Here is a 25,664-nt window from a genome sequence, read left to right as displayed (position 1 = left end):
AGGGGCAGGGGGCGAGGCGTCATCGAGGCGCGGCGCGCTCGAGCGCCGCCGCCAGGTCCTCCTCGAGGTCGGCGACGTCCTCGATGCCGACGGAGAGGCGGACCAGGTCGCGGGGGACCGCCAGGGGCGTGCCCCGCACGGAGGCGTGCGTCATCTCGCACGAGTGGCAGATCAGGGACTCGACGCCGCCGAGGCTGACGGACAGTGCGAACAGCTCGGTGGCCTCCGCGAAGGCGCGCGCCGCCGGCTCGCCGCCGGCCAGCCGCACGGAGACGACGCCGCCGAAGCCGTCCATCTGCCGGGCCGCCAGCGCGTGGCCCGGGTGGTCGGGCAGCCCCGGGTAGAGGACCCGGGCGATCTCGGGCCGTCCCTGGAGCCACTCGGCCAGCCGGGCGGCGTTCGCCTGGTGCCGGTCCATGCGCAGGCTCAGGGTCTTGAGCCCGCGTGCCGCCAGGTAGGAGTCCTGCGGTCCGGCCACGGCCCCCGCAGCGAACTGCTGGTGGCCCACGGCCTCCTCCAGCGGGACGCCGCGGTGCTCCCGGTCGGCCACCACCACGGCGCCGCCGAGCACGTCCGAGTGTCCGCCGATGTACTTCGTGGTGGAGTGCACCACCGCGTCCGCTCCCAGAGCCAGGGGCCGCTGCAGGTACGGCGAGGCGAACGTGTTGTCCACCACCAGCAGCGCCCCGGCGGCGTGGGCGATCTCCGCCCAGGCCGTGAGGTCCGCGATGTCCAGCAGCGGGTTGGACGGGGTCTCCACCCACAGGACCGCCGTGACGCCGGGGCGCACCGCGGCCGCGACCGCCGCCGGGTCGGTGATGTCCACGGGGGTGTTCTCCACGCCCCACGCGCCGAACACCGTGTTCACCAGGCGGTTCGTCCCGCCGTAGCCGTCCGCGCCGAGCACAAGGTGGTCCCCCGGGCGCAGGACGGCCCGCAGCAGCGCGTCCTCCGCCGCGAGCCCCGAGGCGAACGCGAAGGCGTGGTGCCCGCCCTCGAGCGCGGCCAGCTGCGTCTCGAGGCCGTTGCGGGTGGGGTTGGACCCGCGGCTGTACTCGTGACCGGCACGCAGGACGTTCACCCCGTCCTGCACGAACGTGCTGGTCTGGTAGATCGGCGGCACCACCGCCCCCGTGAGGGGGTCCGGCTCCTGGCCGGCATGCACCGCTGTCGTGGTGAAGCCGCGGGCGCGCGGCGGGGCGAGGACGACGTCGGAGGCGGGCATCTCAGCGCACCGCCCCGGCCAGGGCCCGGTCCAGGTCCTCGATCAGGTCCGCCGGGTCCTCCAGTCCCACGGAGAGCCGGATGGTGGTGTCGGCGATGCCCGCGGCCGTGCGCTGCTCCGGGCTGAGCCGACAGTGGGTCATGGTGGCCGGGTGGCAGGCGAGGGAGCGGGCGTCCCCCACGTTGGCCACGAGCTGGAACAGCTCCAGGGCGTCGAGGAAGGGCCCCACGGCGTCGGGGCCGGCGGCGAGGTCGAAGGAGAACACGGATCCGGTGCCGCGGGGGAAGTCGCGCGCGGCGACACCGTCGCTCGGATGCCCCGGCAGGCCCGGGTGGTGCACGCGGGACACGGCCGGATGGGCGGCGAGGTGCTCAGCCACGGTCAGCGCGGAGGCCGTGTGCCGGGCCATGCGCAGTTCGAGGGTCTCCAGCCCCTGCAGGAAGTGCGCCGCGCTCGCCGGGGCCAGGGACGGGCCCAGATCGTGCAGGAACCGGGCACGGACCAGGGCGAGGTAGGCCGAGCGCCCGTGGCGCTCCACGAGGGACCGCCCCCCGAAGCGGGCCTGCGGCCGGGCGAGCCGGGGCCACCGCTCCGGGTCCGCCCCGTAGTCGAACGTGCCGCCGTCCACGATCGCGCCGCCGAGGGCGGCTCCGTGCCCGCCGAGGAACTTCGTCGCTGAATGGACCACCACGTCCGCGCCGTGCTCGAGCGGCCGGTACAGGGCGGGGGTGGCGAGGGTGGCGTCCACCACCACGGGTACGCCCGCCGTGTGCGCCACGTCCGCCAGCGCCCGCAGGTCGGGCAGGGTGGCCAGCGGATTCGTGACGGCCTCGAGGAAGAAGGCGCGGGTCTCCGGCCGGACGGCCACGGCCCAGGCCCCGGGGTCCGCGGGGTCCACGAACGTCACCGCGATACCCAGGTCCCCGAAGGTGTCCGTCAGAAGGTCCACCGTCCCGCCGTACAGCTGGTTCGAGGCCACCAGGTGCGTCCCGGAGGGGAGCAGGGCCAACAGGGACAGGGCCACTGCGGACTGGCCACTGGCCGTCCCCACGGCGCCGACGCCCCCCTCCGCAGCCGCGAGCCGGGTCTCGAACACGGCGACGGTGGGGTTGCCCGTCCGGCTGTAGGTGAACCCGGGGGCCTCCTGCCGGAAGAGGGCGACGGCGGTGGCGTGGTCCGGAAACCGGTAGGCCGTCGTCTGGTGCAGGGGCACGGCCACCGGGTGGTGGGGCCCCTCCGGTACGTATCCCGCGTGGATCTGCTGGGTGGCAGGGTGATGCATGCGCTCCTCCATCGGTCCTGGCGGGAGCACCGTGCCCGTCCCCTCGCTCAGGCGGGGGGACGGGGGGTTGCCGCGGCGTCGTGGAGCCAGGTCTCTCGGCCGCTCTGGATGGTGTGATGGGACCATCTGAGGCGGTGGAGGCCGGAGGAGTCCAGTCCGCGGCGCGGGTGAGCGTCATGCGGGCCGGGACGGAGTCATGACCCGCCCGCACGCAGGCGCGGCGACCCGTGGCCGCGCCTGCGTGACGGTGTGTGTCAGAACCAGCCGCAGGAATCGGGGGTCCAGCGGTCGGCGAGGGTTGCGGAGACGAACTGCTCCATACGGGGCAGGGACGCGATGTGGCCCCCCACGTGCGTGGGCATGGGCAGCGGGTCGAACCGCACCCGGGTGCCCTCGGCGCACCACCGGTGCCCCAGCCCCCGTCCGGCCGAGTAGGGGATGACGTCGTCGCCGATGGAGTGCGCAATCATGACCGGGACCTCCGGGGCGCGTCCCGACGCGCCGAGGCGCTGCTCGGCGAGGACCTTCGAGAGCGTGGGGTCTGTGGCCGCGAGGGTGCTGAGCGGAAGCCCGGAACGGGTGAGCACGCCGGTCCTGAGGAACGCGTTCTCCAGCACGTCGGTCACGCAGCCCTCCGTGGCGTCGGCGACGACCGTGCGGCCGCGCTCGTTCAGGTAGTCCGTGGGGTCCAGGTCGTAGGCCTCCATGTGGCCCGCCATGGCGTAGAGCAGGAACTGGGCGTACAGGCTGCCCTCCAGCTGGTTCGCCACGGCGTGGAGGTCGGCGGGCGGGGCGCCGGCGAAGGCGCCCTTCAGGTTGATCTCCGGCGCGTAGTCCGGGGCGATCTCGGCGGCGGCCGCGGAGGCGCCGCCGCCCTGGGAGTACCCGGCGAGGGCGACGGGCGAGGTCGCCGTCACGTCGGCGCCCTCCACGTCCTGCGCGGCGCGCACCGAGTCGAGGACGGCGTGCGCCTGGGCCGCCCGCACCATGTAGGTGTGCGTGCCCTCGGTGCCGAGGCCCTCGTAGTCGGTGGCCACCACGGTGTACCCGGCGCTCAGCAGCGAGGTGATGCCCACGCCCTCGTACTGGAGGCCCACGGACATGGTCCGGGAGGGCGCGCACTGGTCACCCAGGCCCTGGGTGCCCACGGCGTAGGCGACCACGGGCCGCGGGCCCGAGCCGGTCCAGGGCTTCGTCGGGGTGAGGACCGTGCCCGTGATAGCGGTCGGCCGACCCTGTGCGTCCTGCGAGGAGTACATGATCCGGGTGCCCGTGGCGGGCACCTGGACGAGCTTCACGGGGTCGAGGTAGAAGTCCATCGGCTCCTGGCGCAGCAGGACGCCGGGACGGCTGGGCACGCTCGTGGGTGCCGAGTAGAAGGAGGAGTCCGTCTGCTCGGCCAAGGCGGTCCGGGCGGCATCCCACGCTGCCTCCTCCTGGGCCGTGGCCGGGGCGGAGAGGTCCTCGACGGCGGTGGTCACCTCGGGGTCGGTGGGGGCGGGTGCGTCCGCGGCTGCGGCGGCCGGGGCGAGCAGCCCGGTGACGACGGCGGCGCTCGCGACGGCGGCGGCGAGGCGGGAGCGGCGGGTGGGGAGACGGGTGCAGTCCATGGGGGATCCTTCTGGAGGGGGGATGACAGGCGCGAGGCTCGATGGTGTGATTCCAATCACACTCCCAGGGATCGTATCCCGACTTCCCCTGGTACGTGAACGGCAGGTGTGGATCGACCGCGCCGGCCGCCGCCCCGTGCGGTGGATCCGCCCGAATCGCCCCAGGTCAGCCCGCGAAAGGCAGCGTGGCCAGGCCCCGCACGCCGGGCTCCGCCGCGAACAGCGCGCCGGCCAGCGGGTCCTCGCCGCGCTCCATGCCCTCCCAGCTCGTGGTGATGTAGAGCCGGTCCAGACCCGGCCCGCCGAACGTGCACGCCGTCGTCTTCTGCGCCGGCACCTCGATCACCTCGTCCAGCCGACCCTCCGGCGTGTAGCGGTGGATCTGACCGTGGCTGATCACGGCCACCCAGATCCCGCCCTCGGCGTCCACGGTGAGACCGTCCGGCTTGCCCTCACCGCTCAGGACGTCGGTGAGCACGCGACGGTTCGTCAGACCCTCCTCACGGGAGTAGTCGAACACCGCGACCTGCCGCGTGGGGGTGTCGTTGTAGTAGGCCCGCGAGCCGTCCGGGCTCCACGCCAGACCGTTGGACGTGCTCACGCCCTCCAGCACCAGGTCCACTTCGCCGGAGGGGTCCAGGCGGTGCAGCGTCGCGGCCCCGGGCGTCTTGCTGTAGGCCATGGAGCCGGCGTAGAAGCGGCCGTCCGGGTCGCAGCCGCCCTCGTTCATGCGCAGGTCGGGGTCGTCCCACACCGGGGGCAGCCGGTGCAGGGTGCCGTCCGCGTCCTCGAGCACGAACCCGCGCTCCACCGCGATCACCGCCCCGCCCCCGACGCGCGGGCGCAGCACCGCGCACACGCGATCGTCCACGGAGGTGCGGTCCACGGTGCCGTCGGCCCGCAGGGACAGGTAGTCCCCGGCCAGCATGTCCACCCAGCGCAGCCCGCCCCAGGACTCGGCCCACACGGGGCCCTCCCCGTGGTAGCAGAGGGGATCGGTGACCTGCTCGGCGCGCATGGCGGGCTCCTTCGGGTGGGGGTCAGAGGGTGCCGACGACGTCGGCTCCCCCAGCATCGCAGGCCGCGTCGGGGCGCGCACGGGACCGGGTCACCCGGGTGACCGGTCGCTACGATGAGGACAGCACGGCGGCGTTGCTGTGCCCGTGTGCAGTGTGCCGCCCGACCGCTGGACAAACCCGTCGCCTCGCGAGTGAAGGAGCACACCATGCCCATCGCCACCCCGGACAAGTACGCGGAGATGATCGACTCGGCCAAGGACGGCGGCTACGCCTACCCGGCCATCAACGTCACCTCCTCGCAGACCCTCAACGCCGCCATCCGCGGCTTCGCCGAGGCGGAGTCGGACGGCATCATCCAGGTCTCCACCGGCGGCGCGGCCTACTTCTCCGGCCCCTCCAAGAAGGACATGGTGGTCGGGTCCCTCGCCATGGCAGCCTTCGCCCGCGAGGTCGCCAAGCAGTACGACGTGAACATCGCCCTCCACACGGACCACTGCCCCAAGGACAAGCTGGACGAGTTCGTCCGCCCGCTGCTGGACGCCTCCGAGGCCGAGGTGAAGGCCGGCCGTGACCCGATCTTCAACTCCCACATGTGGGACGGCTCCGCCGAGACCCTTGAGGAGAACCTGCGGATCGCTCGGGAGCTCCTGGCCCGCACCCACGCCAACCGGCAGCTGCTCGAGATCGAGATCGGCGTCGTCGGCGGCGAGGAGGACGGCGTCGCCCACGAGATCAACGAGAAGCTCTACACGACCGTCGAGGACGGCATCGCCACCGTGGAGGCGCTCGGCACCTCCGAGCAGGGCCGCTACCTGACCGCGCTGACCTTCGGCAACGTGCACGGCGTGTACAAGCCCGGCGGCGTGAAGCTGCGTCCGGAGATCCTCCGGGAGATCCAGGAGGCCGTGGGTGAGAGGTTCGGCAAGCAGCGTCCGTTCGACCTCGTGTTCCACGGCGGCTCCGGCTCCTCCGAGCAGGAGATCGCGGACGCGGTGGGCTTCGGCGTCGTGAAGATGAACGTGGACACGGACACCCAGTACGCGTACACCCGCCCCGTGGTGAGCCACATGTTCCAGAACTACGACGGCGTCCTCAAGGTGGACGGCGAGGTCGGCAACAAGAAGCTGTACGACCCGCGCGTGTGGGGCGCCAAGGCCGAGGAGTCCATGGCCGCCCGCGTGGCCCTGGCCGCCCAGAACCTCGGCTCCGCAGGCAAGTCCGTCCGGTGATCCGCCGCGGCTGATCCGCATCGACGACGGCGGCCGGTCGCCTCCCTCGGGGAGGCGGCCGGCCGCCGTCGTGCACGGGGAGGACATGGGGCCGGACCGCGGAGACCCGGGGCCGGCGTCGTCAGTCCCGCGTGGGGGAGGGGGAGGGCGCCGGGGAGCTCGACGCCGGCGTGGCGCCGTCCGGGTCGGCGTCCTGGCCCTCCGAGGGGGAGGCCGAGGCGGCGCTCGCGGAGGCCGCGGCCGAGGCCGCGGCGGCGGACTCAGCGGCCTCGCGTGCGGCGCCCACGAACGGGCGCGGGGGCTGGCCCGGGGCCACCGGCTCCGGGGCGCCCTCGGGGCGGTCGATGGTGGACTGGTCGGAGAGCATCTCCTCGGGCACCAGGCCCGTGGGGATCCGGAGGGCCTCCTGCAGGGTCTCCTCGTCCATCTGCGCGTTCAGGAAGTACGGGGAGGCGATGGAGATGACCTCCTGGAAGGCGGCCGGGTCCTTCAGCACGGTGTCCGCGAGGTGGTCACGGGCCTGGGTGACCACGGTGGTGCTGTTGGCCACCGGGGAGTTCTCCACCTGGGTCAGGCCCTCGTTCTGGGGGCCGTAGCCCTCCATGGAGCCGAAGGTGACGGACACCAGCTGCGTGCCGTCCTCGGTGCAGGCCCAGCCCGTGCGCTGCGGCAGCAGGGGGGCGCCGTCCGAGCCGCCCACCATGCCGGGACGCAGGAGCGCGAGCAGGCCCTTGCCCGTGGCGGGGTCGAAGGAGTACTCGTCCGCGCGCACGGCGGGCTCCTCCTGGCACCAGTCCAGGCGGGAGCCGTCGATGTTGTGCTGGTAGTGCACCATCACCAGCGGAGCGCCCTCGCCGCGGGAGGACGAGCCCTGGTACTGGCAGGTGAGGAACTCGTGGGTCTCGTCCCGGGAGGCGAACAGCTGGACGATGGCGATGTCGTTGGCCACGGGGATGTGGGTGGCCACGGCGTCCAGAGTGGCCTGCTCCAGGACGTCCTGAGTGCAGTCCATGACGGCGACCGAGTCGTTGCGGCTCGACGCCACGCTCTGCCATCCCCGGCTGGCGGCGCCGGCCTGCACGCCCGGGCCCACGGTCTCCAGGGCCTCGCGCGGCTGGGGGCGGTCGCTGCCCTCGGCGCGCTCGGAGGCGCGGGCCTCGCGGATCTGCGCGGCCGCCTGCGAGGCGGGGCTCTCCGGGTCGCCCGTGGCCGTGGCCGCCACGCCGGGGGTCGAGGGGCCGGCCGCCGGGACGGCGGGGGCCGAGGACGACGGCGTGCTCTCGCCTCCGCCGCCGCAGCCGGTCAGCGCGAGGGCCAGGGCGAGGGCGCCGAGGGCCGGGGCGGTGCGACGACGCGCGGGCGCGGGGTGGGACATGCGAGGACTCCTTCGGATCGCGTCCTCGCCCGGGTGCGAGGCCTCCGGCCCCCGAGCGGACGCGGGCACCACGGTACCGGACGCGCCTGGGGGCGCCCCGGCCCGGGCGCGGGCGGCTCGCTAGACTCGGGCGTGAACCCCGCCGGCCGCGCGTCGGCGTCCCCCCACGTCCCGCCCGCGCGGGGCAGGAAAGAGGTGTGTGAGCGATGTCCGAGTCCCTCATCGGCAGGAATCTGATGGAGCCGCCGGCCACCCTCCTGCCGGAGGAGCCCGAGGTGCTGGCGCGCCTGGCGGCCGGGGATCTGCCCGAGGACGTCGTCCCCGTGGCCCCGGAGTCCTCCCTCGTGTGGGCCCTGATGGCCGAGGACGCCTGGTCCGAGGGCCGCGCCGTGGACTCCTACGCGTACGCCCGCGTGGGCTACCACCGCGGTCTCGACGCGCTGCGCAAGGCGGGCTGGCGCGGTGCCGGCCCCGTGCCGTGGTCTCACGAGCCCAACCGCGGCTTCCTGCGCGCCCTGTACGCCCTCGGCCGCGCCTCCGCCGGGATCGGGGAGACCGAAGAGGTCCAGCGCATCCGCACGTTCCTGGACGACTCGGACCCCACGGCCGCCGAGCAGATCGAGGCCGCGCAGGCCTGAGGGCCCGCGCGTCGCCCCCCGCCGCGCGTGGCCAAGCTGTACTTCCGCTACGGAGCCATGAACTCCGGCAAGTCCACGGGCCTGCTGCAGGCCGCGTTCAACTACGAGGAGCGCGGGCAGCGGGTCCTGCTGGCCAAGCCGGCGCTGGACACCAAGGGCGACGACGAGGTGGTCTCCCGCCTCGGCGTCACCCGGGCCGTGGACTTCCTCATCCCCGCCGGCGCGGACGTGGTGGAGCTCTTCCACCGGCACGCCGCCGCAGAGGACCCCGACGCCCTGGTGGACCACCTGGACGGGGCCGTGCCGCCGGTGGCGTGCCTGCTGGTGGACGAGGCCCAGTTCCTCGAGCCGGCCCAGGTGGACGATCTGCTGCGGATCGCCGTGCTGGAGGGCGTGCCCGTGATGGCCTACGGCATCCGCACCGACTTCCGGACGCACTCCTTCCCCGGGTCGGGGCGGCTGCTGGAGCTCGCCCACTCGCTCGAGGAGCTCAAGACCATCTGCCGCTGCGGCCGGAAGGCCCTGTTCAACACCCGTCAGGTCACGGACCCGGCCACCGGGGCGCGCCGGTTCGTGTTCGAGGGGGACCAGGTGGCCATCGACGGCGTGCAGGTCACCTACGAGTCCCTGTGCGGCGCGTGCTACCTCGAGGAGTCCGGCGGACGGCTCGGCTGAGCGGATGACGGGCCCCGCCGCGCTGGGTCGGGTCGGGCGTTCAGGGAACTGCCAGGCGGCACCCCTGGTTTCCCCATAGGCGCTCCGTACGGTGGGAACCACTTCATCGAGGTGCGAGAGATGAAGGTGTGAGTGATGACAGGCGCAGGGCCCCGGAGAGATCCGGGGCCCTTCGTCTGTCCGGGACGGGGGTCAAGGCCTCTCCGACCCTCGGTCTCCGCCGCGGGTGTGACGGCCGGGATCAGAGGGAGACGAGCAGCAGGGTGGCGCCGAACACGAGCCCGGAGGCGAGCAGGACGACGGTGGTGTACCCGAGGATGTCCCGCATCTTCAGTCCGGCGATCGCCAGCAGGGGGATCGCCCAGAACGGCTGGATCATGTTGGTCCACTGGTCGCCGTAGGAGACCGCCATGATCGTGACGGCCGGGTCCACGCCCAGCTCGGCGCCGGCCGAGAGCATGATCGGTCCCTGCACCGCGAACTGCCCGCCCCCGGAGGGCACGAAGAAGTTCACGAGTCCGGCGGACAGGAACGCCAGCAGGCCGAACGTCTGCGGCGTCGAGATGGCCACGAACGCCTCGGACAGGACCGCCACCAGCCCGGTGGTCGTCATCATCCCGAGGATGCCGGCGTACAGCGGGAACTGCAGCAGGATCTCGCCCACGTGCGAGGCGGCCTGCTGCGTCAGCCCGATCAGCTCGTGCGGGCTGCGCGTCAGCAGCAGGATCAGCGCGAGGAAGGACCAGTTCACGACGTCGAGGGTGAGCGATCCGCCGCCCGCGAAGTGCATCACCAGGTACGTCGCGAGCAGCAGGCCCACCAGCGTCGTGGGGATGCGCGAGGCGTCCAGGCGGTCGGCCGGCGTCTCCACCACGGGGTCCTCGACGAGCGCGCCCTCCCGCGCGTCGACCTGCAGCTCCACGATCCGGTCGGCGTCGCGCGGGGCCACGAGGGTGAGGGCCCCCGCCACCACGACGATCGTGGCGGCGGCCGCCGCGATGTTCCACCACGAGAAGGTGGTCTCCGTGACCGGAACGGTCCGCCCGCCGAGGCTCTCCGTCAGGAACGAGTCGGGCGTGGCGGCGGTCAGCGGCCCCGAGCCGGAGTACCCCATGTGCCACACCACGAACCCCGCGAAGCCGGCGGCCACGAGCATCGGGAAGTGCAGGACGATGCCGCGCTCCCGCGCCTGCGCCGCGACCTCGCGGGCGAGCAGCCCGCCGACCACGAGGCCGAGGCCCCAGGTGATGAGGGAGACGAGGGCGGCCACCACGAAGACGAACAGGTAGGCCGTCGTCGGGGTGCGGGGCACCCCGCCCAGGGCGGCGAGCAGGCGTCGGACGGGCCCGGTGCTGGCGAGGATGTGGCCGAGCATGAGCACGAGCGCCCTCTGCGTGATGAACGAGAGCAGGCCGGAGAGCCCCTCGGCCCAGCCGGTCACGACCTCGGCGGGCCCCGCCGGTGTGAGCGCCAGGCAGAGGGCGGCGACCACGAAGGTCAGGACGATCGTGAAGACCAGGGAGGACGGGATCCAGCGCTCGACCAGCCGGTTGACCGGGCCCATGGCGCGGGAGAACAGGGTGTCCCCGCCGGCGGGGCCACGGCGGGCGGCGCGGTCGTGGGTGACGGGGGCGGCGAGCTGGGCATGGGGCTCCTCTGGTCGGAGTGAGAGAAGTGACGTGCATCGCCCTATCGCCGCGGCCGCAGGGTGCCCTGAACACCGTTCAGGAACCCTGCTAGAGTGCCGCACACCACACCGCCGTGACCGTTCCGTCCCGAGGAGCCGCCCCGCCATGACCGCTGTGCCGGACACCGCCACCACCCCGAGCCCTGCCGAGCAGGACGCTCCCTCCGCCTCGCTGGACCCCGTCGCGCTCGTCGAGCGCATCGACGCCGGCCACCGCCTCACCGTGGAGGAGGCCGTCGCCGTGCTGGACGCCCCGGACGCGGAGACGTTCCGGATCGTCGCGGCGGCCTCGCGCCTGCGGGAGAAGCACTTCGGCCGCACCGTCAAGGTCAACTACCTGGTGTCCCTCAAGACCGGCTTGTGCCCCGAGAACTGCACCTACTGCTCCCAGCGGCTGGGGACGGAGGCCGAGATCCTCCGGTACACGTGGCTCAAGCCCGAGGAGGCCGTGCGCCAGGCGGGCCTGGGCATCGCCGGCGGCGCCTCCCGCGTGTGCATGGTCGCCTCCGGCACCGGACCGACCGACCGGGACGTGGACCGCGTCGTCGGGATGGTGGCGGACCTGAAGTCCCAGCACCCGGACGTCGAGGTGTGCGCATGCCTGGGCTTCCTGAAGGACGGCCAGGCGGAGAAGCTCAAGGACGCCGGCGTGGACGCCTACAACCACAACCTCAACACCGCCGAGTCCCACTACGAGTCCATCTGCACCTCCCACACCTACGACCAGCGCGTGGACACCGTGCAGCGCGCCGGTGCGGCGGGGCTCTCCTCCTGCTCCGGGCTGATCGCGGGGATGGGGGAGACCCACGCCCAGCTCGCCGAGGCGGTGCTCGCCCTGCGCGAGCTCGACTCGGACTCGATCCCCGTGAACTTCCTCATGCCTTTCGACGGCACCCCGCTCGAGGGCCACGTGCAGCTCACCCCGCTCGAGTGCCTGCGCATCCTGGCCATGGTCCGCCTGGCCTGCCCGGACAAGGAGCTGCGGATCGCCGGCGGCCGCGAGATGCACCTGCGCTCCCTGCAGCCCGTGGGCCTGCAGGTGGCCAACTCGATCTTCCTGGGCGACTACCTGACCTCCGAGGGCCAGGCCGCCGAGGCGGACCTGCAGATGATCGCCGACGCCGGCTACACCGTGCTCGGCGCGGACCGCCGCGCGCCGACGGCGGCGCACGCGAACGCCGTGTCCGCCGGTGGCTGCTGCGGCACGGCCGCCGAGACCACCGCCCCCGAGGCCTCCGCCGGCCCCGCCCCGGCCCTGCGCCGCCGTGGCGCGGGCACGGACGCCCCGGCCAACGCCTGAGCGCCGGTGGCCGCCCCCACTGACGCCCGCGGCGCCGAGCTGCTCCAGCGGGACGCCGCGCACCTCTGGCACCCCTACGCCCCGGCCGGCGTCCACCAGCTGTACGCCGTGACGGCCGCGTCGGGCGTGCGCCTGGCCCTCGAGGACGCCGACGGCGCCACGCACCAGGCGATCGACGGCATGAGCTCGTGGTGGTCCGCGGTGCACGGGTACGACCACCCGGAGCTGCGGGCCGCCCTGCACCGGCAGACGGACGCGTTCCCGCACGTCATGTTCGGCGGGCTCACCCACGGCCCCGCCGTCGAGTTCGCTGAACGCCTCGTGGCGCTCACCCCGGGCCCGCTCGAGCACGTGTTCCTCGCGGACTCCGGCTCCGTCTCCGTGGAGGTGGCCCTCAAGCTCGCCCTGCAGTTCCAGGCGACCCGCGGGCGTGCCGGCCGCGGCCGGTTCCTCACCGTCCGCGGCGGATACCACGGGGACACCGCCGCGCCCATGGGCGTGTGCGACCCCGTGGACGGCATGCACGCCGCGTTCGCCTCGCTCGTGGCGCAGCACCGGTTCGTGCCCCGCCCGCCGCGGGCACGACGTGACCCGGCCACCGGGCAGTGGCACGCCGACGACGGCGCCCTCGCCGCCTGGGAGGCCGAGGTCGAGGAAGCCGTGGTCGAGCACGGCCACGAGCTGGCCGGGGTGATCCTCGAGCCGGTCGTGCAGGGCGCCGGCGGCATGGACTGGTACGACCCGCGCGCCCTGCGGACCCTGCGGCGGCTGTGCGACGAGCACGGGCTGCTGCTGGTCGCGGACGAGATCGCCACCGGCTTCGGGCGCACCGGCCGCTGGCTGGCCTGCGAGTGGGCTGACGTGGTGCCGGACATCCTCTGCCTCGGCAAGGCCCTGACGGGCGGCACCATGACCGGGGCGGCCATGCTGTGCACCGCCGAGGTCGCCGCGACGGTCTCCCGAGCCGACCACGGGATGCCCGGCGCGCTGCTGCACGGGCCCACGTTCATGGGCAACCCGCTGATGTGCGCCGTCGCCGCCGCCTCGCTCGACGTGCTCGCCGGGCGCGGGGACGGACCCGGCTGGGCCGACCACGTGCCGCGTCTCGAGCACGCCCTCACGGCGGGGCTCGCCCCGGCCGCCGACCTCGACGCCGTCGCGGAGGTGCGCGTGCTCGGGGGCGTCGGCGTCGTCGAGCTGGACCGCCCCGTGGACGTCGAGCCGGTCACGCGGGCCGCCGTCGCCCGCGGCGCGTGGGTGCGTCCGTTCCGGCGGCTGGTGTACGTGATGCCGCCGTACGTCAGCACCGACGCCGACCTCGCCCAGCTGACCGCCGCCGTCGTGGGCGCCGTAGAGGAGGTGCACGGATGACAGGCGCCGACCCGTGGACATCCTGGCGCGACGCCCGCGCCCGGGTGCGGCATCGCCGCGGCCTCGCCCGGCGCGCGGACCCGCCGTCGCCCGGGGCGCGGACCGGTGACGGCGGCCGGGTCGTCGACCTCGCCGCCAACGACTACCTCGGACTGGCCGCACATCCTCAGGTCCGGGCCGCCGCCGCCCGTGCCGCCGCGGACGGGCCGGTCGGGGCCCGGGCCTCGCGCGTGGTGACGGGCACCCACCCCGCCCACGCCGAGCTCGAGACGGCCGCCGCGGCCCTGGCCGGGGCGGACGCGGCCCTCGCCTTCTCCTCCGGCTACACCGCGAACCTCGGGGTGCTCGGCGCCCTCGCCGGCCCGGGCACCGCGTTCGTCCTGGACGAGCATGCCCACGCCAGCCTGCGCGACGGCGCCACCCTCGCCATGACCTCCCGGTCCGGGGCGTTCGGGACCCTGCCGGGGGCGGCCGTGATCACGGTGCCCCACGGCGACCTGGACGCGATGGCCGCCGCGTGCACGCGGCTGCGCGGGGAGCCGGGCACGGCACGCCTCGTGCTCGTGGTCGAGTCCACGTACTCGGTCCTGGGCGACGCCGCCGACCTGGCCGCCGTCGCGGCGCTCGCGGCCGAGCACGGGGCGCTGCTCGTGGTCGACGAGGCCCACTCGTTCGGCGTGGTCCCCGGGGGCAGCCGGGCCGGGGCCCTGGGGCTGTGGCGGGGCGCCGCACCCGTGATCGTGACGGCGACGCTCTCGAAGGCCCTCGGCGGGCAGGGCGGCGTGGCCCTGTTCGGCGGCGCGGGGGCGCAGGCGTGGCGCGAGCACGTGCTCAACACGGCCCGCACCTTCGTGTTCGACACCGCGCTGTCCCCGGTCCTGGCCGCGGCGGCCGCCGTCGCGTGCCGGCTGGCCGCGGAGGGCGGGTCGGCCGCCCGGCTGGAGCGGGCCCGCGCGCTCGCGGAGGAGGTGCTGACCCGTCGCCCCGAGCTGGCCGGGCACGTGGAGATCGGCGCAGGCCCCGTCCACGCGATCCGCATGCCCGACCCCGAGGCCGCCGTCGCCGCGGCCGCGCGACTGCGCGCGCACGGGGTGCTCGTCGGCTGCTTCCGCCCGCCCAGCGTGCCGGACGGGGTCGCCCGCCTGCGGGTGAGCCTGAGCGCCGCGGTGCCCGAGCCGGACCTGCGCGCCGCGCTCGAGGCGGTCGCCACCGAGGCGGGGCGGGCCTGGGGCGCCCCCGAGCGCTGCCCCTTCGCACACGGGGACGCGCGACCCGAGGAGGTGCGGGGCGACCACCTGCGGATCAGCGACCCTGCCGAGCTGCGGCAGGTGCTCGGCGACCCGGAGACCTTCTCCTCCGCCAACGCCCTGACCGCGCTCGTGCCGCTGAGCGGGCCCGCCCGCCGCGTCCTCGCCGCCGCCCGGTTCCGCCTGCCGCCCGTGCTGGCCTCCGCCGGCGGGGAGGAGCACCGCGCCGTGCGTCGCGTCGTGGCGGGGTTCTTCTCGCCCGCGAAGGTCAGGGCCGTGCGGGAGCAGATCCGGGAGACCACCCGGGAGGAGCTCGCCGCCGCCCGCGCCGCGGGGAGGACCGTGGACCTGGCGACGACGGTGGCCGCCGCCGTGCCCGCGCGCGTGATGTCGCGGCTGACGGGCGTGCCCAATCCGCCGGAGGAGCGGCTGCACCGGTGGAGCGCCGACTCCCTCGAGCTGTTCTGGCGCTGGCCGGATGAGGACCGGCAGCTGCGCCTGGCCCGCTCCGCCGCCGACCTTCACCGGTGGCTGCGGGCGACCGTCGCGGAGGTCCGGGAGGACGCGGACGGGGAGGACCTGTTCGCGGCGCTGCACCGGGCCGGCGTCGACGACGAGCGGATCATCTCCCTGGGCTACTTCCTGGTGATCGCCGGCCAGGAGACCACCCGGCTGCTGATCGGCACCGCCCTGAACGCCGCGCTGCGCGATCGGGCGCGGTGGGCCGAGCTGGGGTCGGAGGCGGACGAGGTCGGGGAGGCCGCCGCGGCGCGGCTCGCGGCGGAGTGCCTGCGGTCGTCGTCGTCGGTGCCCACCTGGCGACGCGTGGCCACCGCCGACGCGACGGTGGGCCGTCGGCGCATCCGGGCCGGTCAGGAACTGCTGCTGCACCTGAGCGGCGAGCAGCACCCGGACGACCGCCTCGCGTTCGGGTTCGGGCTGCACCGCTGCCTCGGCGCGGGGCTGGCCGAGCTCGAGACGGCCCTCGTGGTGCGGGAGGTCGCCCGGTGCTGGCCCGACGCCGAGCTGACCGGCCCCGAGCCCACGTGGCTACGCCTGCTCTCGTTCCAGGCCCCGCACCACGTGCTGGTCCGCCCGAGCGGGACGACGTCGACGGAGCGGGAGAGGGAGGAGCCCACGCATGCGCTGTGAGGTCGTCACCGGCACGGACACCGACGTCGGCAAGACGTGGGGCACCGCGGCCCTCGCCGTCCGGGCCCTGGCCGCGGGGGAGCGGGTGCACGTGGACAAGCCGGTGCAGACCGGGGTGCGGCGCGGCGAGGAGGGGGACGTCGACGTCGTGCGCCAGCTCGTGGCCGAGCGGGCCGCGGCGGGTGTGCTCCCCGCGACGGCCCTCGAGCGGCTGAGCGTGTCCGAGGGGGCACGGCTCGGGCCCGCCATGGCCCCGGTCGACGCGGTGGCGGAGGCGGCCGGGGCCGGCGGGGCGGTGCCGACGCTGCCCACGCTGGCGCGGCAGGTCCGGCGCTGGCGGGCCCTCGCGGCCGAGGTCGACCTCGTGCTGATCGAGGGGGCCGGCGGCATCACGGTCGCCTGGACGGACGCGGACGAGGGCCCCGTGGACGCCGCGCTGGCCCTGCGGGCGGCGGGGTGCGCCGCGCAGCTGTGCGTGGTGGCGCGGCCCGGCCTGGGCACCCAGAACCACACGCGGCTCACGGTGGAGCACGCGGCGGCCCGGGGCGTCCCGCCCGCGCGCATCCTGGTGAGCGGCACGAGCCAGGCGCCGGACGCCGTCGAGCAGGCCAACCTGCGGTGCCTGGCGCGCATGGCTGAGACCCAGGGCGCGCGTCTCGAGACCGTGCCGCACGATGTCCTGGAGCTCCTCCCCGCGGGCTAGCGTGGTGACACGACGGGCGGCTCCGCCCGACCGCCCGCCGCGACGCCGTGGCAGGGCGCCGTCCCCATCCGCCGAGGAGGCCCGCCATGACCACCGTCCCGTCCGCCGACGCCGCCGGGCCCGAGTGGCGACGGATCGCCGAGCGGCTGCGCCAGGACGCCCTCGCGGACGGCGTCGTGGCGCCGGACCCCGCGGACTTCGACCTCGACGACGACTGCTGCCTCGGGGGGTGCTGCGCCAAGGGCACCGCGTACCTTGAAGCCGTCGAGCGGGCCGCGGCCGCCCGGGCGGCCCGGGGGAGCGCCTGACTGCCCCCCCGGCGTGGCCCGCATCACGCTGGTAGGATTCGGGAGTACGGCCTCCGTGCGCACAGCAGGGGGCGTTTTCCATGTGCGGGCCCCTCCGGCGCAGTCCCTCCGGGCCCAGAGGAGAGATGCAGATGCCAGCGATCGCGATCGTCGGAGCCCAGTGGGGCGACGAGGGCAAGGGCAAGGCCACCGACCTGCTGGGCGGCCGGGTGGACTACGTCGTCAAGCCGAACGGCGGCAACAACGCCGGGCACACCGTCGTCGTCAACGGCGAGAAGTTCGAGCTCAAGCTGCTGCCCGCCGGCATCCTGTCCCCGAACGCCGTGCCGGTGATCGGCAACGGCGTGGTGATCAACCTGGAGGCCCTGTTCGAGGAGATCGACGGGCTCGAGTCCCGCGGCCACTCGTGCGCGAACCTCAAGATCTCCGCGAACGCGCACCTCGTGGCGCCGTACCACCAGACCATGGACAAGGTCACCGAGCGATTCCTCGGCAAGCGGGCCATCGGCACCACCGGCCGCGGCATCGGCCCCACCTACCAGGACAAGGTGGCGCGCCTGGGCATCCGCGTGCAGGACATCTTCGACGAGTCCATCCTGCGCCAGAAGATCGAGGGGGCGCTGAAGCAGAAGAACGAGCTCCTCGTGAAGCTCTACAACCGCCGCGCCGTCACCGTGGACGAGGTGGCGGAGTACTTCCTCGGCTTCGCCGACCGCCTGCGGCCCATGGTGGTGGACTCCGTGAACCTGCTCAACGACGCGCTCGACGAGGGCCAGGTGGTGCTCATGGAGGGCGGCCAGGCCACCTTCCTGGACGTGGACCACGGCACCTACCCGTTCGTCACCTCCTCCAACCCCACCGCCGGCGGCGCGTCCGTGGGCGCGGGCATCGGCCCCACCCGGTTCTCCCGGACCATCGGGATCGTGAAGGCGTACACCACGCGCGTGGGCGCCGGGCCGTTCCCCACCGAGCTCTTCGACGAGATGGGCGAGCAGCTGCGCGCCACGGGCGGCGAGTTCGGCGTCAACACCGGCCGGCCGCGCCGCACCGGCTGGTACGACGCCGTCCTGGCCCACTACGCCGCGCGCGTCAACGGCTTCACGGACTACTTCGTGACAAAGCTGGACGTGCTGACCGGGATCGAGAGGATCCCGGTGTGCGTGGCCTACGACGTGGACGGCGTGCGCCACGAGCGCATGCCCATGACGCAGACCGAGTTCCACCACGCCACGCCGGTCTACGAGCACTTCGACGGCTGGACCGAGGACATCTCCGGCGCCCGCACCTTCGAGGACCTGCCGGAGAACGCGCAGACGTACCTGAAGGCCCTCGAGCGCCTCTCCGGTTGCCGCATCTCGGCGGTCGGCGTGGGCCCGGGGCGCGACCAGGTCGTGCAGATCCGGGACCTGATCGAGGACTGAGCCCGGCCACTGCGCCGGCTTCCTGGTGAGGACACACCCTCAACCGCCCGATTCAGGGCACCGTGACGGTGTGTCCTCACCAGTGCGTGGGTACGGGCGTGCGCCCCCGGACGTCAGCCGAGGGGGCCGGGGACGAGGACCTCGTCGCGCACCCCGCAGGAGGCGACGGCGTCCCGCACGTCCCGGGGGAGGTCCGCGGAGGGGACCATGCCGCCGGTGAAGCCGGTGGCGACGTCGGCCTTGACGATCCGGCCGCCGCCGGTGTCCACGGCGACCACCCGCCCGTTCTCGAGCACGACGGACGCCTCGGGCAGGGCGATCAGCGTCGGCCGCCGATCACTGGCCGCCACCTGAGGGTCCGGCAGCACGGCGAGGCACCCCTGAGCGGTGAGGCCCAGGGGGCCGGTGACCAGCGCGCTGGACTGCCCCTCGGGCTGCTCCCACGGCCGCTCCGCGCTCAGCCAGCGGACGCCCACGGCCTCCTGGAGGGTCACGCGGGGCACGTCCCCGCCCAGCAGTGAGCACCCGGCCAGGGCGAGGACGCCGGCGGCGGCGAGGGCCGCCGTCGTGAGCGGGCGCGGCCCACGGGCGGTGGAGGCGAGGGAGCGGTGCGGGCCGTTCATGGTGGTGTCCTCGGGTGATGGCGATCGGGGCGGTCGCGGATGAGGGCCACCCTAGGGAAGTCCCCGCGACACGCCGGGGGGCGGGGACCACACGGCCCCCGCCCCCTCGTCCTGCAGCCGGGTCAGTCGGCCAGGCGGCCGGTCGTCGGGAAGCGCTCCCACACGCGGTGCGCGGGCATGAGCTCCTTCAGCTGGGCGACGGCGGCCGCGCCGCCGTCCCCCGCGAGCACGCCCGGGGTGCCGGTCAGGCCGAGCTCGTCCAGCACGGTCGCGCCCTCGCCGACGGCCACGACGGCCTTGGCGTGGCGCCAGGCCTCCTGCACCAGCTTGGCGACGCGCGGGTCCACGGCGTCCGGGGCGTCGGCGGCGGCCTTGGCGTCCAGGCCGTGCTGGGCGTCCGCCGCGGGCGGGGTGGCGCCGAGCACCACCACGGCGTCCAGCTCGACCGAGGCGGCGGTGAGGTAGGCGCGCTGCGCCACGACCTCTCCGGCCACGGGGCCGCCCTTGGGGGCGATCACGAGCGGCACCATGCCGGCGTCGTGGACGCCCTGCACGGCGTCGCCGAGCACCTTCTCGTCCACCTGCGGGCCCACCACGAGGCCCACCTGGCGGCCGTCCAGCGGCCAGGTCTGACCGATCTGGGACAGCGCCGGAGAGGGCTGCACGTCCGCGGGGGCCTCGGCCGGCTCCGGGACCTCGAGGCCCAGGCCGTCCGCCACGGTCTTCGCCAGGCGGGCGTCGATCGCGGCGAGGGCGCGCAGCTGGCGCACGCGGATGGTCTCCTCGTAGCACTTGGCCAGCTCGAACGTGTATGCCTGGGCCACGTGCTCGCGCTCCACCTCGGAGAGGGAGAGGAAGAACAGGCGGGCCTGGGAGAAGTGGTCGTCGAAGGAGGCGGCGTGGCCGCGCACCTTCTCCGCCGAGGCCTCGATCGGCTGCGGGTGGTCGATGAACGGGCGTCCGTCCGCCGGGGTCTCGAACGGCATGCCGCCGTCCAGGGAGTTCGGGCGGTACGGGGCCACGCCGCGGTGCACGGCGGTCTGGTGCATGCCGTCGCGCAGCATGTCGTTGACCGCGGCGTGCGGGCGGTTGATGGGCAGCTGGGTCCAGTTCGGCCCGCCGAGGCGGGAGAGCTGGGTGTCCAGGTAGGAGAACAGGCGGCCCTGCAGCAGCGGGTCGTTGGTGACGTCGATGCCCGGGACCAGGTTGGCCGGGTTGAAGGCCACCTGCTCGGTCTCCGCGAAGTAGTTCGAGGGGTTCGCGTTCAGGGTCATGCGGCCGATCGGCTGCACGGAAGCGAGCTCCTCGGGGACCAGCTTGGTGGGGTCGAGCAGGTCGATGCCCTCGAACATCTGCTCCTCGTTGTCCTCGAACACCTGGACGCCGAGCTCCCACTCGGGGAACGCGCCGGCCTCGATGGCGTCGGCGAGGTCGCGGCGGTGGAAGTCCGGGTCCGCGCCGTTGGCGATCAGCGCCTCCTCCCAGGTCACCGAGTGCACCCCGAGGACGGGCTTCCAGTGGAACTTGACCAGCGACGTCGTCCCGTCCGCCGCGATGAAGCGGTAGGTGTGGACGCCGAAGCCCTCCATGGTGCGGTACGAGCGCGGGATGCCGCGGTCGGACATGTTCCAGATGGTGTGGTGCTGGGCCTCGGTGTGCAGGGAGACGAAGTCCCAGAACGTGTCGTGCGCGGACTGGGCCTGGGGGATCTCCCGGTCCGGGTGCGGCTTCACGGAGTGCACGACGTCCGGGAACTTGATCGCGTCCTGCACGAAGAACACCGGCATGTTGTTGCCCACGAGGTCCCAGGTGCCCTCGTCGGTGTAGAACTTCGTGGCGAAGCCGCGGGTGTCGCGGGCCAGGTCCATCGAGCCGCGCGAGCCGGCCACGGTGGAGAAGCGCACGAAGACCGGGGTCTCCTTGTCCTTGGCGAACACGCCGGCCTGGGTGATCTTGGCGGCGGTGCCGTAGCCGCGGAACACGCCGTGGGCGCCGGCGCCGCGGGCGTGGACCACGCGCTCCGGGATGCGCTCGTGGTCGAAATGGCTGATCTTCTCGCGCAGATGGTGGTCCTGCAGGAGGGTCGGGCCGCGGCGGCCGGCCTTGAGGGAGTGGTCCGAGTCCGCCAGGCGCACGCCGTGGGCCGTGGTCAGGTACGGGCAGCCCTGGGCCATGGCCGCCTGGTCGGCGCCGGTGGCCTGGCCCGTGGGGGACACGGTGGCCGGGCCGGACTGGTCCGGGGCGGCGGGGGCGACGGGCGCCTCGCCCGCGGTCTGCGGCGTCGGCTCCTCGAGGGAGGGGGTCTGCGGCCCCGGCGTGCCGGGGATGGGGGGCTGCTTCGCGCTCATGGGGTGACTGCTTCCTGTCTCGACTGCCCGGGGCGGTTGTATCCCGGGTCTGGGGTGCCTCGCGGGACGGGTCCGTCTCCCGGAGCCGCCCCTGCAGAGGTGCACCCCTCCAGCTTGGGGCCTGAGGGCCGGTCTGACCAGGGGAGAGCCGCGTCTGTCCCGAGACGGTGGCTAGGCTGGCGCGCATGAGGATCAGCGTCGGACAGTTCGGGCCCGCCGGCCGTGTGGAGGACAACCTGGCCGTCGTCGGCCGGCTGGCCGCCCGCGCGGCCCGGGAGGGGGCGGACCTGCTCGTCCTCCCGGAGGAGACGATGTTCACCTTCCGCGCGGTCGAGGGGGGCTTCGCGGCCGCCGCCACCGGGGCGTGGGAGCCGTTCACCGAGGGCCTGGCACGCCTGGCGCGGCACCACGGACTGGCGATCGTGGCCGGCGGCTACGAGCCCGCGGTGGGGGACCGGCCGTACAACACGCTCGTGGCCGTGGACGCCGAGGGCGCCGTGATCGGCGCGTACCGCAAGCTGCACCTCTACGACGCGTTCGACCACCGCGAGTCGGACCTGATCACGCCGGGGGACCGTGGCATCGTCGTGGTGGAGGTGGCCGGGGTCCGCGTGGGCCTGCAGACCTGCTACGACCTGCGCTTCCCCGAGGTCTCCCGCGCCCTGGCCGCCGCCGGCGCCGAGGTGCTGGCGATCCCCGCGGCGTGGTTCGCCGGGGAGCACAAGGTGGACCACTGGCGGACCCTGCTGCGCGCCCGCGCCGTCGAGAACACCGTGTGGGTGGCGGCGGCGGACACGTGCTCGGAGGCCACGGTGGGGCACTCGGCCGTCATCGATCCCCTCGCGCTGACCGTCGCCGAGCTCACGGACGAAGCCGAGGCCCTCGTCACCGCGGACGTCACCCATGAACGCATCGACGAGGTCCGCGCGTTCCTGCCCGTGCTGGCCAACCGTCGCACCGACGTGTTCGACGTCCCGCGGACCTCCTGCGACCGGCACGACGACGACGCGGCCCCCGGCATCTGACCCTCCCTCCGGGGGCGGGACGGGTCATCGTTGCCGCCCCACCGGCGCGGACACCTAGAATCGGGGCAGATCCATCACCGACGGGCGCCTCGGGCGTCCGGCGCCACGCACCGCGCCCCGCCCCGGGGCGGAACCGAGGGAGCACCCAGATGAACACCGAGGCCCACGGCGCCCACGCCGCCCAGACCGGTCGCCGCGCCGTCCCGGCGCAGGCCCCCGCCCTGCGCGTCACCGACACGCGCGGCGCCCACGCCGTCCAGACCCGTTCCGGCCACCAGGAGCCGCAGCGTCCCGTGCGCCGCGCCGTGGTGCCGGCGGAGGCCGTGGAGCCGACTCGTCCGGTGGACGGCTGGGGCTTCGCCAACCGCGTCATGATCCTGGCCCCTCTGCTGACCATGGCGTTCGTTCTCGGCCGCCTGCTCCTGTTCCCGGAGGCGGGCGAGGTCCCCGTGCGCGACGTGTACATCGACACGGACCAGTACGCCGTGGCCATGGGGGAGACCGGCCGCGGCTGGGTGGCCTCGCTGCAGTCCATGCTCTTCGGCCTGGTGGGCGGCGCCCTCGCCGCCGCCGCGGGCTACCTGATCGTCCTGCTCCTGGGCGGCGCCGCCCGCTCCGCGGCGCGCTACGCGATCGGCGGCCTGATCGGCGGCGTCCTCGCCGCCGTCGGCATCATCTTCGTCTTCTCGAACACCGTGGCCCTGTCCCTGGGCGCGCACGTGTTCTGGATCCTGCCGCTGGCCGGTCTCCTCGGCGGCCTGTGGGCGGGCATCACCTCCGCGCGCCGCTGACCGGGTGACCGGGCCGGCGCCGGCGCGCCGCCCGTCCTCGAGAGGAAGGCCCCGACCGATCCGGTCGGGGCCTTCCGCCGTCCTGAGACGGCCCCGCGGGGAGGCGCCCCTCAGCCCTCCCCGAGTCGGCGGGCGATCTCCGCCGTGGCGGCCACGAGCGCCTCGCCGCAGCGCGCGGCGAGCTCGTCGGTGCACCGGTAGGTGGGCACGAGCGTGCTGAGCGCGCCCACGGGCGTGCCGTGCACCACCACGGGGGAGGACAGGGCGGTGACGTCCGACTCCACGGTGTCCGTGCGCAGCACCGAGGCCCCGGCGGCCACGTGCCCGCGGAGGGCCTCGCCCACGGCGGTGCCCGTCAGCGGCACGGTGCGCCCGACCCAGTTGGTGTGCCGGACGGAGTGGGTGCCCTCCTCGATGGCCAGGTAGACGGCCGTGTCCGGGCCGGCCGCCACGGACAGGTAGACGGACTCGCCGGTGCGGGCCACCACCTCCCGCATGGGGGCGCGGGAGAGGTCCACCAGCGGCGCCCGGCTGAACGCGCGCGCACCCAGGCGGATGAGGCTGGGTCCGGGATGGAACAGGCCGTCGTCGTCCCGGGCCACCAGGCCCGCGCCCTCGAGGCTGCGCAGCAGGCGCAGCGCCGTGGACGCCGGCAGCTCCGTGGCGCGGGCGGCCTCGGTCAGGCTCAGCCGGGGCTGCTCGGTGACGGCGGCGAGCAGGTCCAGGGCCCGGTCCACGGTGCGCGTCGAGGCGGTGGGGGTGGTCATGACAGGGAGCGTAACGGGTGCGGGACACGCGGATCGGGCTTGCGCGTGAGCCGAGTCACTGTTTCAATGTTCGGAAAGTGCATGCCGAGCCGTGAAATCACCGGGGCCACCCGTCCCGGCGGCGCACGCACCCCGTCGAGAGGAACCGCCATGGCCGTGGGCTTCACCCAGCACGATCCGTCCCGCACCATCCGCGCCCCGCGCGGCACCGAGATCTCCGCCAAGTCGTGGCAGACCGAGGCGCCCCTGCGGATGCTCATGAACAACCTCGACCCCGAGGTCGCCGAGCGTCCCGAGGACCTCGTGGTCTACGGCGGCACCGGCCGCGCCGCCCGCTCGTGGGAGGCCTTCGACGCGATCGTCGAGACCCTCAAGGACCTCGAGGAGGACGAGACGCTGCTGGTGCAGTCCGGCAAGCCCGTCGGCGTCGTGCGCACCAACACGTGGGCCCCGCGCGTGCTGATCGCCAACTCCAACCTCGTGGGCGACTGGGCCAACTGGGAGTTCTTCCGCAAGCTCGAGGCCGAGGGCCTCATGATGTACGGCCAGATGACCGCCGGCTCGTGGATCTACATCGCCACCCAGGGCATCCTGCAGGGCACCTACGAGACCTTCGCCGCGATCGGCCGCAAGAAGTACGACGGCACGCTCAAGGGCACCCTGACCCTCACCGGCGGCTGCGGCGGCATGGGCGGCGCCCAGCCCCTGGCCGTGACCCTCAACGGCGGCGTCTGCCTGATCGTGGACGTCTCCGAGGACCGCCTGCGCCGCCGCATGGGCAAGCGCTACCTCCACGAGGTGGAGACGGACATCGACACGGCCGTGGAGCGCGTCATGCAGGCCAAGCGCGACGGCGAGGCCGTCTCCGTGGGCCTCGTGGGCAACGCCGCCGAGGTGTTCCCGGAGCTGCTGGAGCGTCAGCAGCGCGGCGAGGTCGAGATCGACATCGTCACCGACCAGACCTCCGCGCACGACCCGCTGTCCTACCTGCCGCTGGAGATCAGCGAGGCCGAGTGGCACGCCGAGGCCGAGGCCGACCCGGACACCTTCACCAAGAAGGCCCAGGAGTCCATGGCCCGCCAGGTCGAGGCCATGGTCGGCTTCCAGGACATCGGCGCCGAGGTGTTCGACTACGGCAACTCCATCCGCGACGAGGCCCGCAAGGCCGGCTACTCCCGCGCCTTCGAGTTCCCCGGCTTCGTCCCGGCGTACATCCGCCCGCTGTTCTGCGAGGGCCTCGGCCCGTTCCGCTGGGTCGCCCTCTCCGGCGACCCGGAGGACATCAAGGTCACCGACGAGGCGCTCAAGGAGCTGTTCCCCGAGAACGAGCACCTGCACCGCTGGCTCGACGGCGCCGCCGAGTTCGTGGAGTTCGAGGGCCTGCCGGCCCGCATCTGCTGGCTGGGCTACAACGAGCGCCACAAGGCCGGCCTGCTCTTCAACAGGCTCGTCGCCGAGGGCAAGGTCACGGCGCCGATCGCGATCGGCCGCGACCACCTGGACTCCGGCTCCGTGGCCTCCCCGTACCGTGAGACCGAGTCCATGCTGGACGGCTCCGACGCGATCGCCGACTGGCCGCTGCTGAACGCCCTGACCGCCACCTCCTCCGGCGCCACGTGGGTCTCCATCCACCACGGCGGCGGCGTGGGCATCGGCCGCTCCATCCACGCCGGCCAGGTGGGCCTCGCCGACGGCACCGAGCTGGCCGCCGCCAAGCTCGAGGCCCTGCTCACCAACGACCCGGCCATGGGCGTGATCCGCCACGTCGACGCAGGCTACTCGCGGGCCGTCGAGGTCGCCGAGGAGCGCGGCGTCCGGATCCCGATGGAGCCGAAGGTCCGCGACTGATCCCCTGACGCGGACGACGG

21 protein-coding genes are annotated in these 25,664 nt (G+C 74.3%); 12 read left to right on the top strand and 9 right to left on the bottom strand.

The features are described from left to right. Positions 1-19: 19 nt before the first annotated feature. From MA879_RS04580 to MA879_RS04565, 4 genes are all read right to left on the bottom strand, one after another. Entirely contained in the window at positions 20-1,225 is a 1,206-nt protein-coding gene (locus MA879_RS04580; RefSeq protein WP_248123886.1) for a cystathionine gamma-synthase, read from the bottom strand. A gap of 1 nt (position 1,226) precedes the next feature. Further along, a complete protein-coding gene (locus MA879_RS04575; protein WP_248123885.1) occupies positions 1,227-2,507 on the bottom strand; it encodes an O-acetylhomoserine aminocarboxypropyltransferase/cysteine synthase family protein in 1,281 nt (426 codons plus the stop codon). Positions 2,508-2,761: 254 nt separating this feature from the next. Next, entirely contained in the window at positions 2,762-4,117 is a 1,356-nt protein-coding gene (locus tag MA879_RS12380) for a lipase family protein (protein WP_282447600.1), read from the bottom strand. A gap of 166 nt (positions 4,118-4,283) precedes the next feature. Further along, positions 4,284-5,135, bottom strand: a complete 852-nt coding sequence (locus MA879_RS04565; RefSeq protein ID WP_248123884.1) for an SMP-30/gluconolactonase/LRE family protein — start codon at positions 5,133-5,135, stop codon at positions 4,284-4,286. Positions 5,136-5,342: 207 nt separating this feature from the next. On the opposite strand from MA879_RS04565, the gene fbaA reads away from it, so the two are divergent. Then, positions 5,343-6,365, top strand: a complete 1,023-nt coding sequence (gene fbaA, locus MA879_RS04560) for a class II fructose-bisphosphate aldolase (protein ID WP_248123883.1) — start codon at positions 5,343-5,345, stop codon at positions 6,363-6,365. 121 nt (positions 6,366-6,486) lie between these two features. On the opposite strand, the gene MA879_RS04555 is transcribed toward fbaA, so the two are convergent. Further along, positions 6,487-7,740 carry a hypothetical protein gene (locus tag MA879_RS04555; protein ID WP_248123882.1) on the bottom strand — a complete coding sequence of 418 codons (1,254 nt, stop codon included), beginning with the start codon at positions 7,738-7,740 and terminating at the stop codon, positions 6,487-6,489. Between the two features lie 206 nt (positions 7,741-7,946). Between MA879_RS04555 and MA879_RS04550 the strand changes: the two genes are divergently transcribed. Both MA879_RS04550 and MA879_RS04545 read left to right on the top strand, forming a co-directional pair. Further along, positions 7,947-8,378, top strand: a complete 432-nt coding sequence (locus MA879_RS04550; RefSeq protein ID WP_248123881.1) for a DUF3151 domain-containing protein — start codon at positions 7,947-7,949, stop codon at positions 8,376-8,378. Between the two features lie 27 nt (positions 8,379-8,405). Next, positions 8,406-9,053, top strand: a complete 648-nt coding sequence (locus MA879_RS04545) for a thymidine kinase (RefSeq protein ID WP_135030183.1) — start codon at positions 8,406-8,408, stop codon at positions 9,051-9,053. A gap of 241 nt (positions 9,054-9,294) precedes the next feature. Here the strand turns inward: MA879_RS04545 and MA879_RS04540 are convergent, their stop codons facing one another. Beyond that, on the bottom strand, positions 9,295-10,617 hold the full coding sequence (locus MA879_RS04540) for a short-chain fatty acid transporter (RefSeq protein WP_248123880.1): 1,323 nt from the start codon (positions 10,615-10,617) through the stop codon (positions 9,295-9,297). A gap of 229 nt (positions 10,618-10,846) precedes the next feature. Here MA879_RS04540 and bioB point away from each other — a divergent pair, with 229 nt between their 5' ends. The 6 genes from bioB (at position 10,847) to MA879_RS04510 (ending at position 18,242) form a co-directional block, all read left to right on the top strand. After that, positions 10,847-12,040, top strand: coding sequence for a biotin synthase BioB (gene bioB, locus MA879_RS04535; RefSeq protein WP_248123879.1), 1,194 nt, complete (start codon positions 10,847-10,849; stop codon positions 12,038-12,040). Between the two features lie 6 nt (positions 12,041-12,046). Beyond that, entirely contained in the window at positions 12,047-13,411 is a 1,365-nt protein-coding gene (bioA, locus tag MA879_RS04530) for an adenosylmethionine--8-amino-7-oxononanoate transaminase (protein WP_248123878.1), read from the top strand. Then, positions 13,408-15,810 (top strand): aminotransferase class I/II-fold pyridoxal phosphate-dependent enzyme, encoded by a 2,403-nt coding sequence (locus MA879_RS04525; protein ID WP_248123877.1) that lies wholly within the window; start codon positions 13,408-13,410, stop codon positions 15,808-15,810. Before bioA ends, MA879_RS04525 begins: the two co-directional genes overlap by 4 nt. Next, positions 15,800-16,513, top strand: a complete 714-nt coding sequence (bioD, locus tag MA879_RS04520; RefSeq protein WP_248123876.1) for an ATP-dependent dethiobiotin synthetase BioD — start codon at positions 15,800-15,802, stop codon at positions 16,511-16,513. Before MA879_RS04525 ends, bioD begins: the two co-directional genes overlap by 11 nt. Before the next feature lie 86 nt (positions 16,514-16,599). Next, complete coding sequence (locus MA879_RS04515; RefSeq protein WP_248123875.1) at positions 16,600-16,821, top strand: hypothetical protein; 222 nt, start codon at positions 16,600-16,602, stop codon at positions 16,819-16,821. 131 nt (positions 16,822-16,952) lie between these two features. Next, positions 16,953-18,242 carry an adenylosuccinate synthase gene (locus MA879_RS04510; RefSeq protein ID WP_248123874.1) on the top strand — a complete coding sequence of 430 codons (1,290 nt, stop codon included), beginning with the start codon at positions 16,953-16,955 and terminating at the stop codon, positions 18,240-18,242. Positions 18,243-18,355: 113 nt separating this feature from the next. Here MA879_RS04510 and MA879_RS04505 read toward each other — a convergent pair whose 3' ends face one another. Further along, complete coding sequence (locus tag MA879_RS04505; protein ID WP_248123873.1) at positions 18,356-18,865, bottom strand: hypothetical protein; 510 nt, start codon at positions 18,863-18,865, stop codon at positions 18,356-18,358. Between the two features lie 122 nt (positions 18,866-18,987). Continuing rightward, entirely contained in the window at positions 18,988-21,213 is a 2,226-nt protein-coding gene (locus MA879_RS04500) for a catalase (protein ID WP_248123872.1), read from the bottom strand. 185 nt (positions 21,214-21,398) lie between these two features. Between MA879_RS04500 and MA879_RS04495 the strand changes: the two genes are divergently transcribed. Together MA879_RS04495 and MA879_RS04490 are read left to right on the top strand one after the other, a co-directional pair. Next, positions 21,399-22,238 (top strand): carbon-nitrogen hydrolase family protein, encoded by an 840-nt coding sequence (locus MA879_RS04495; protein WP_248123871.1) that lies wholly within the window; start codon positions 21,399-21,401, stop codon positions 22,236-22,238. A gap of 149 nt (positions 22,239-22,387) precedes the next feature. Continuing rightward, the gene (locus MA879_RS04490; protein WP_248123870.1) at positions 22,388-23,029 is read left to right on the top strand and encodes a hypothetical protein; all 642 of its coding nucleotides are present in this window, start codon (positions 22,388-22,390) and stop codon (positions 23,027-23,029) included. Positions 23,030-23,139: 110 nt separating this feature from the next. On the opposite strand, the gene MA879_RS04485 is transcribed toward MA879_RS04490, so the two are convergent. After that, positions 23,140-23,796: an IclR family transcriptional regulator gene (locus MA879_RS04485; RefSeq protein ID WP_248123868.1), complete on the bottom strand. Its 657-nt coding sequence runs from the start codon at positions 23,794-23,796 to the stop codon at positions 23,140-23,142. Positions 23,797-23,946: 150 nt separating this feature from the next. Between MA879_RS04485 and MA879_RS04480 the strand changes: the two genes are divergently transcribed. Continuing rightward, positions 23,947-25,644: a urocanate hydratase gene (locus MA879_RS04480; protein ID WP_248123966.1), complete on the top strand. Its 1,698-nt coding sequence runs from the start codon at positions 23,947-23,949 to the stop codon at positions 25,642-25,644. The last annotated feature ends 20 nt before the right edge of the window (positions 25,645-25,664 follow it).

Origin of the sequence: Micrococcus lacusdianchii, from assembly GCF_023155805.1 — a bacterium.
GTDB lineage: Bacteria > Actinomycetota > Actinomycetes > Actinomycetales > Micrococcaceae > Micrococcus > Micrococcus lacusdianchii.
The sequence above is the reverse complement of the archived record's forward strand: the minus strand, read 5'-3'. Positions and strand labels throughout refer to the sequence as shown.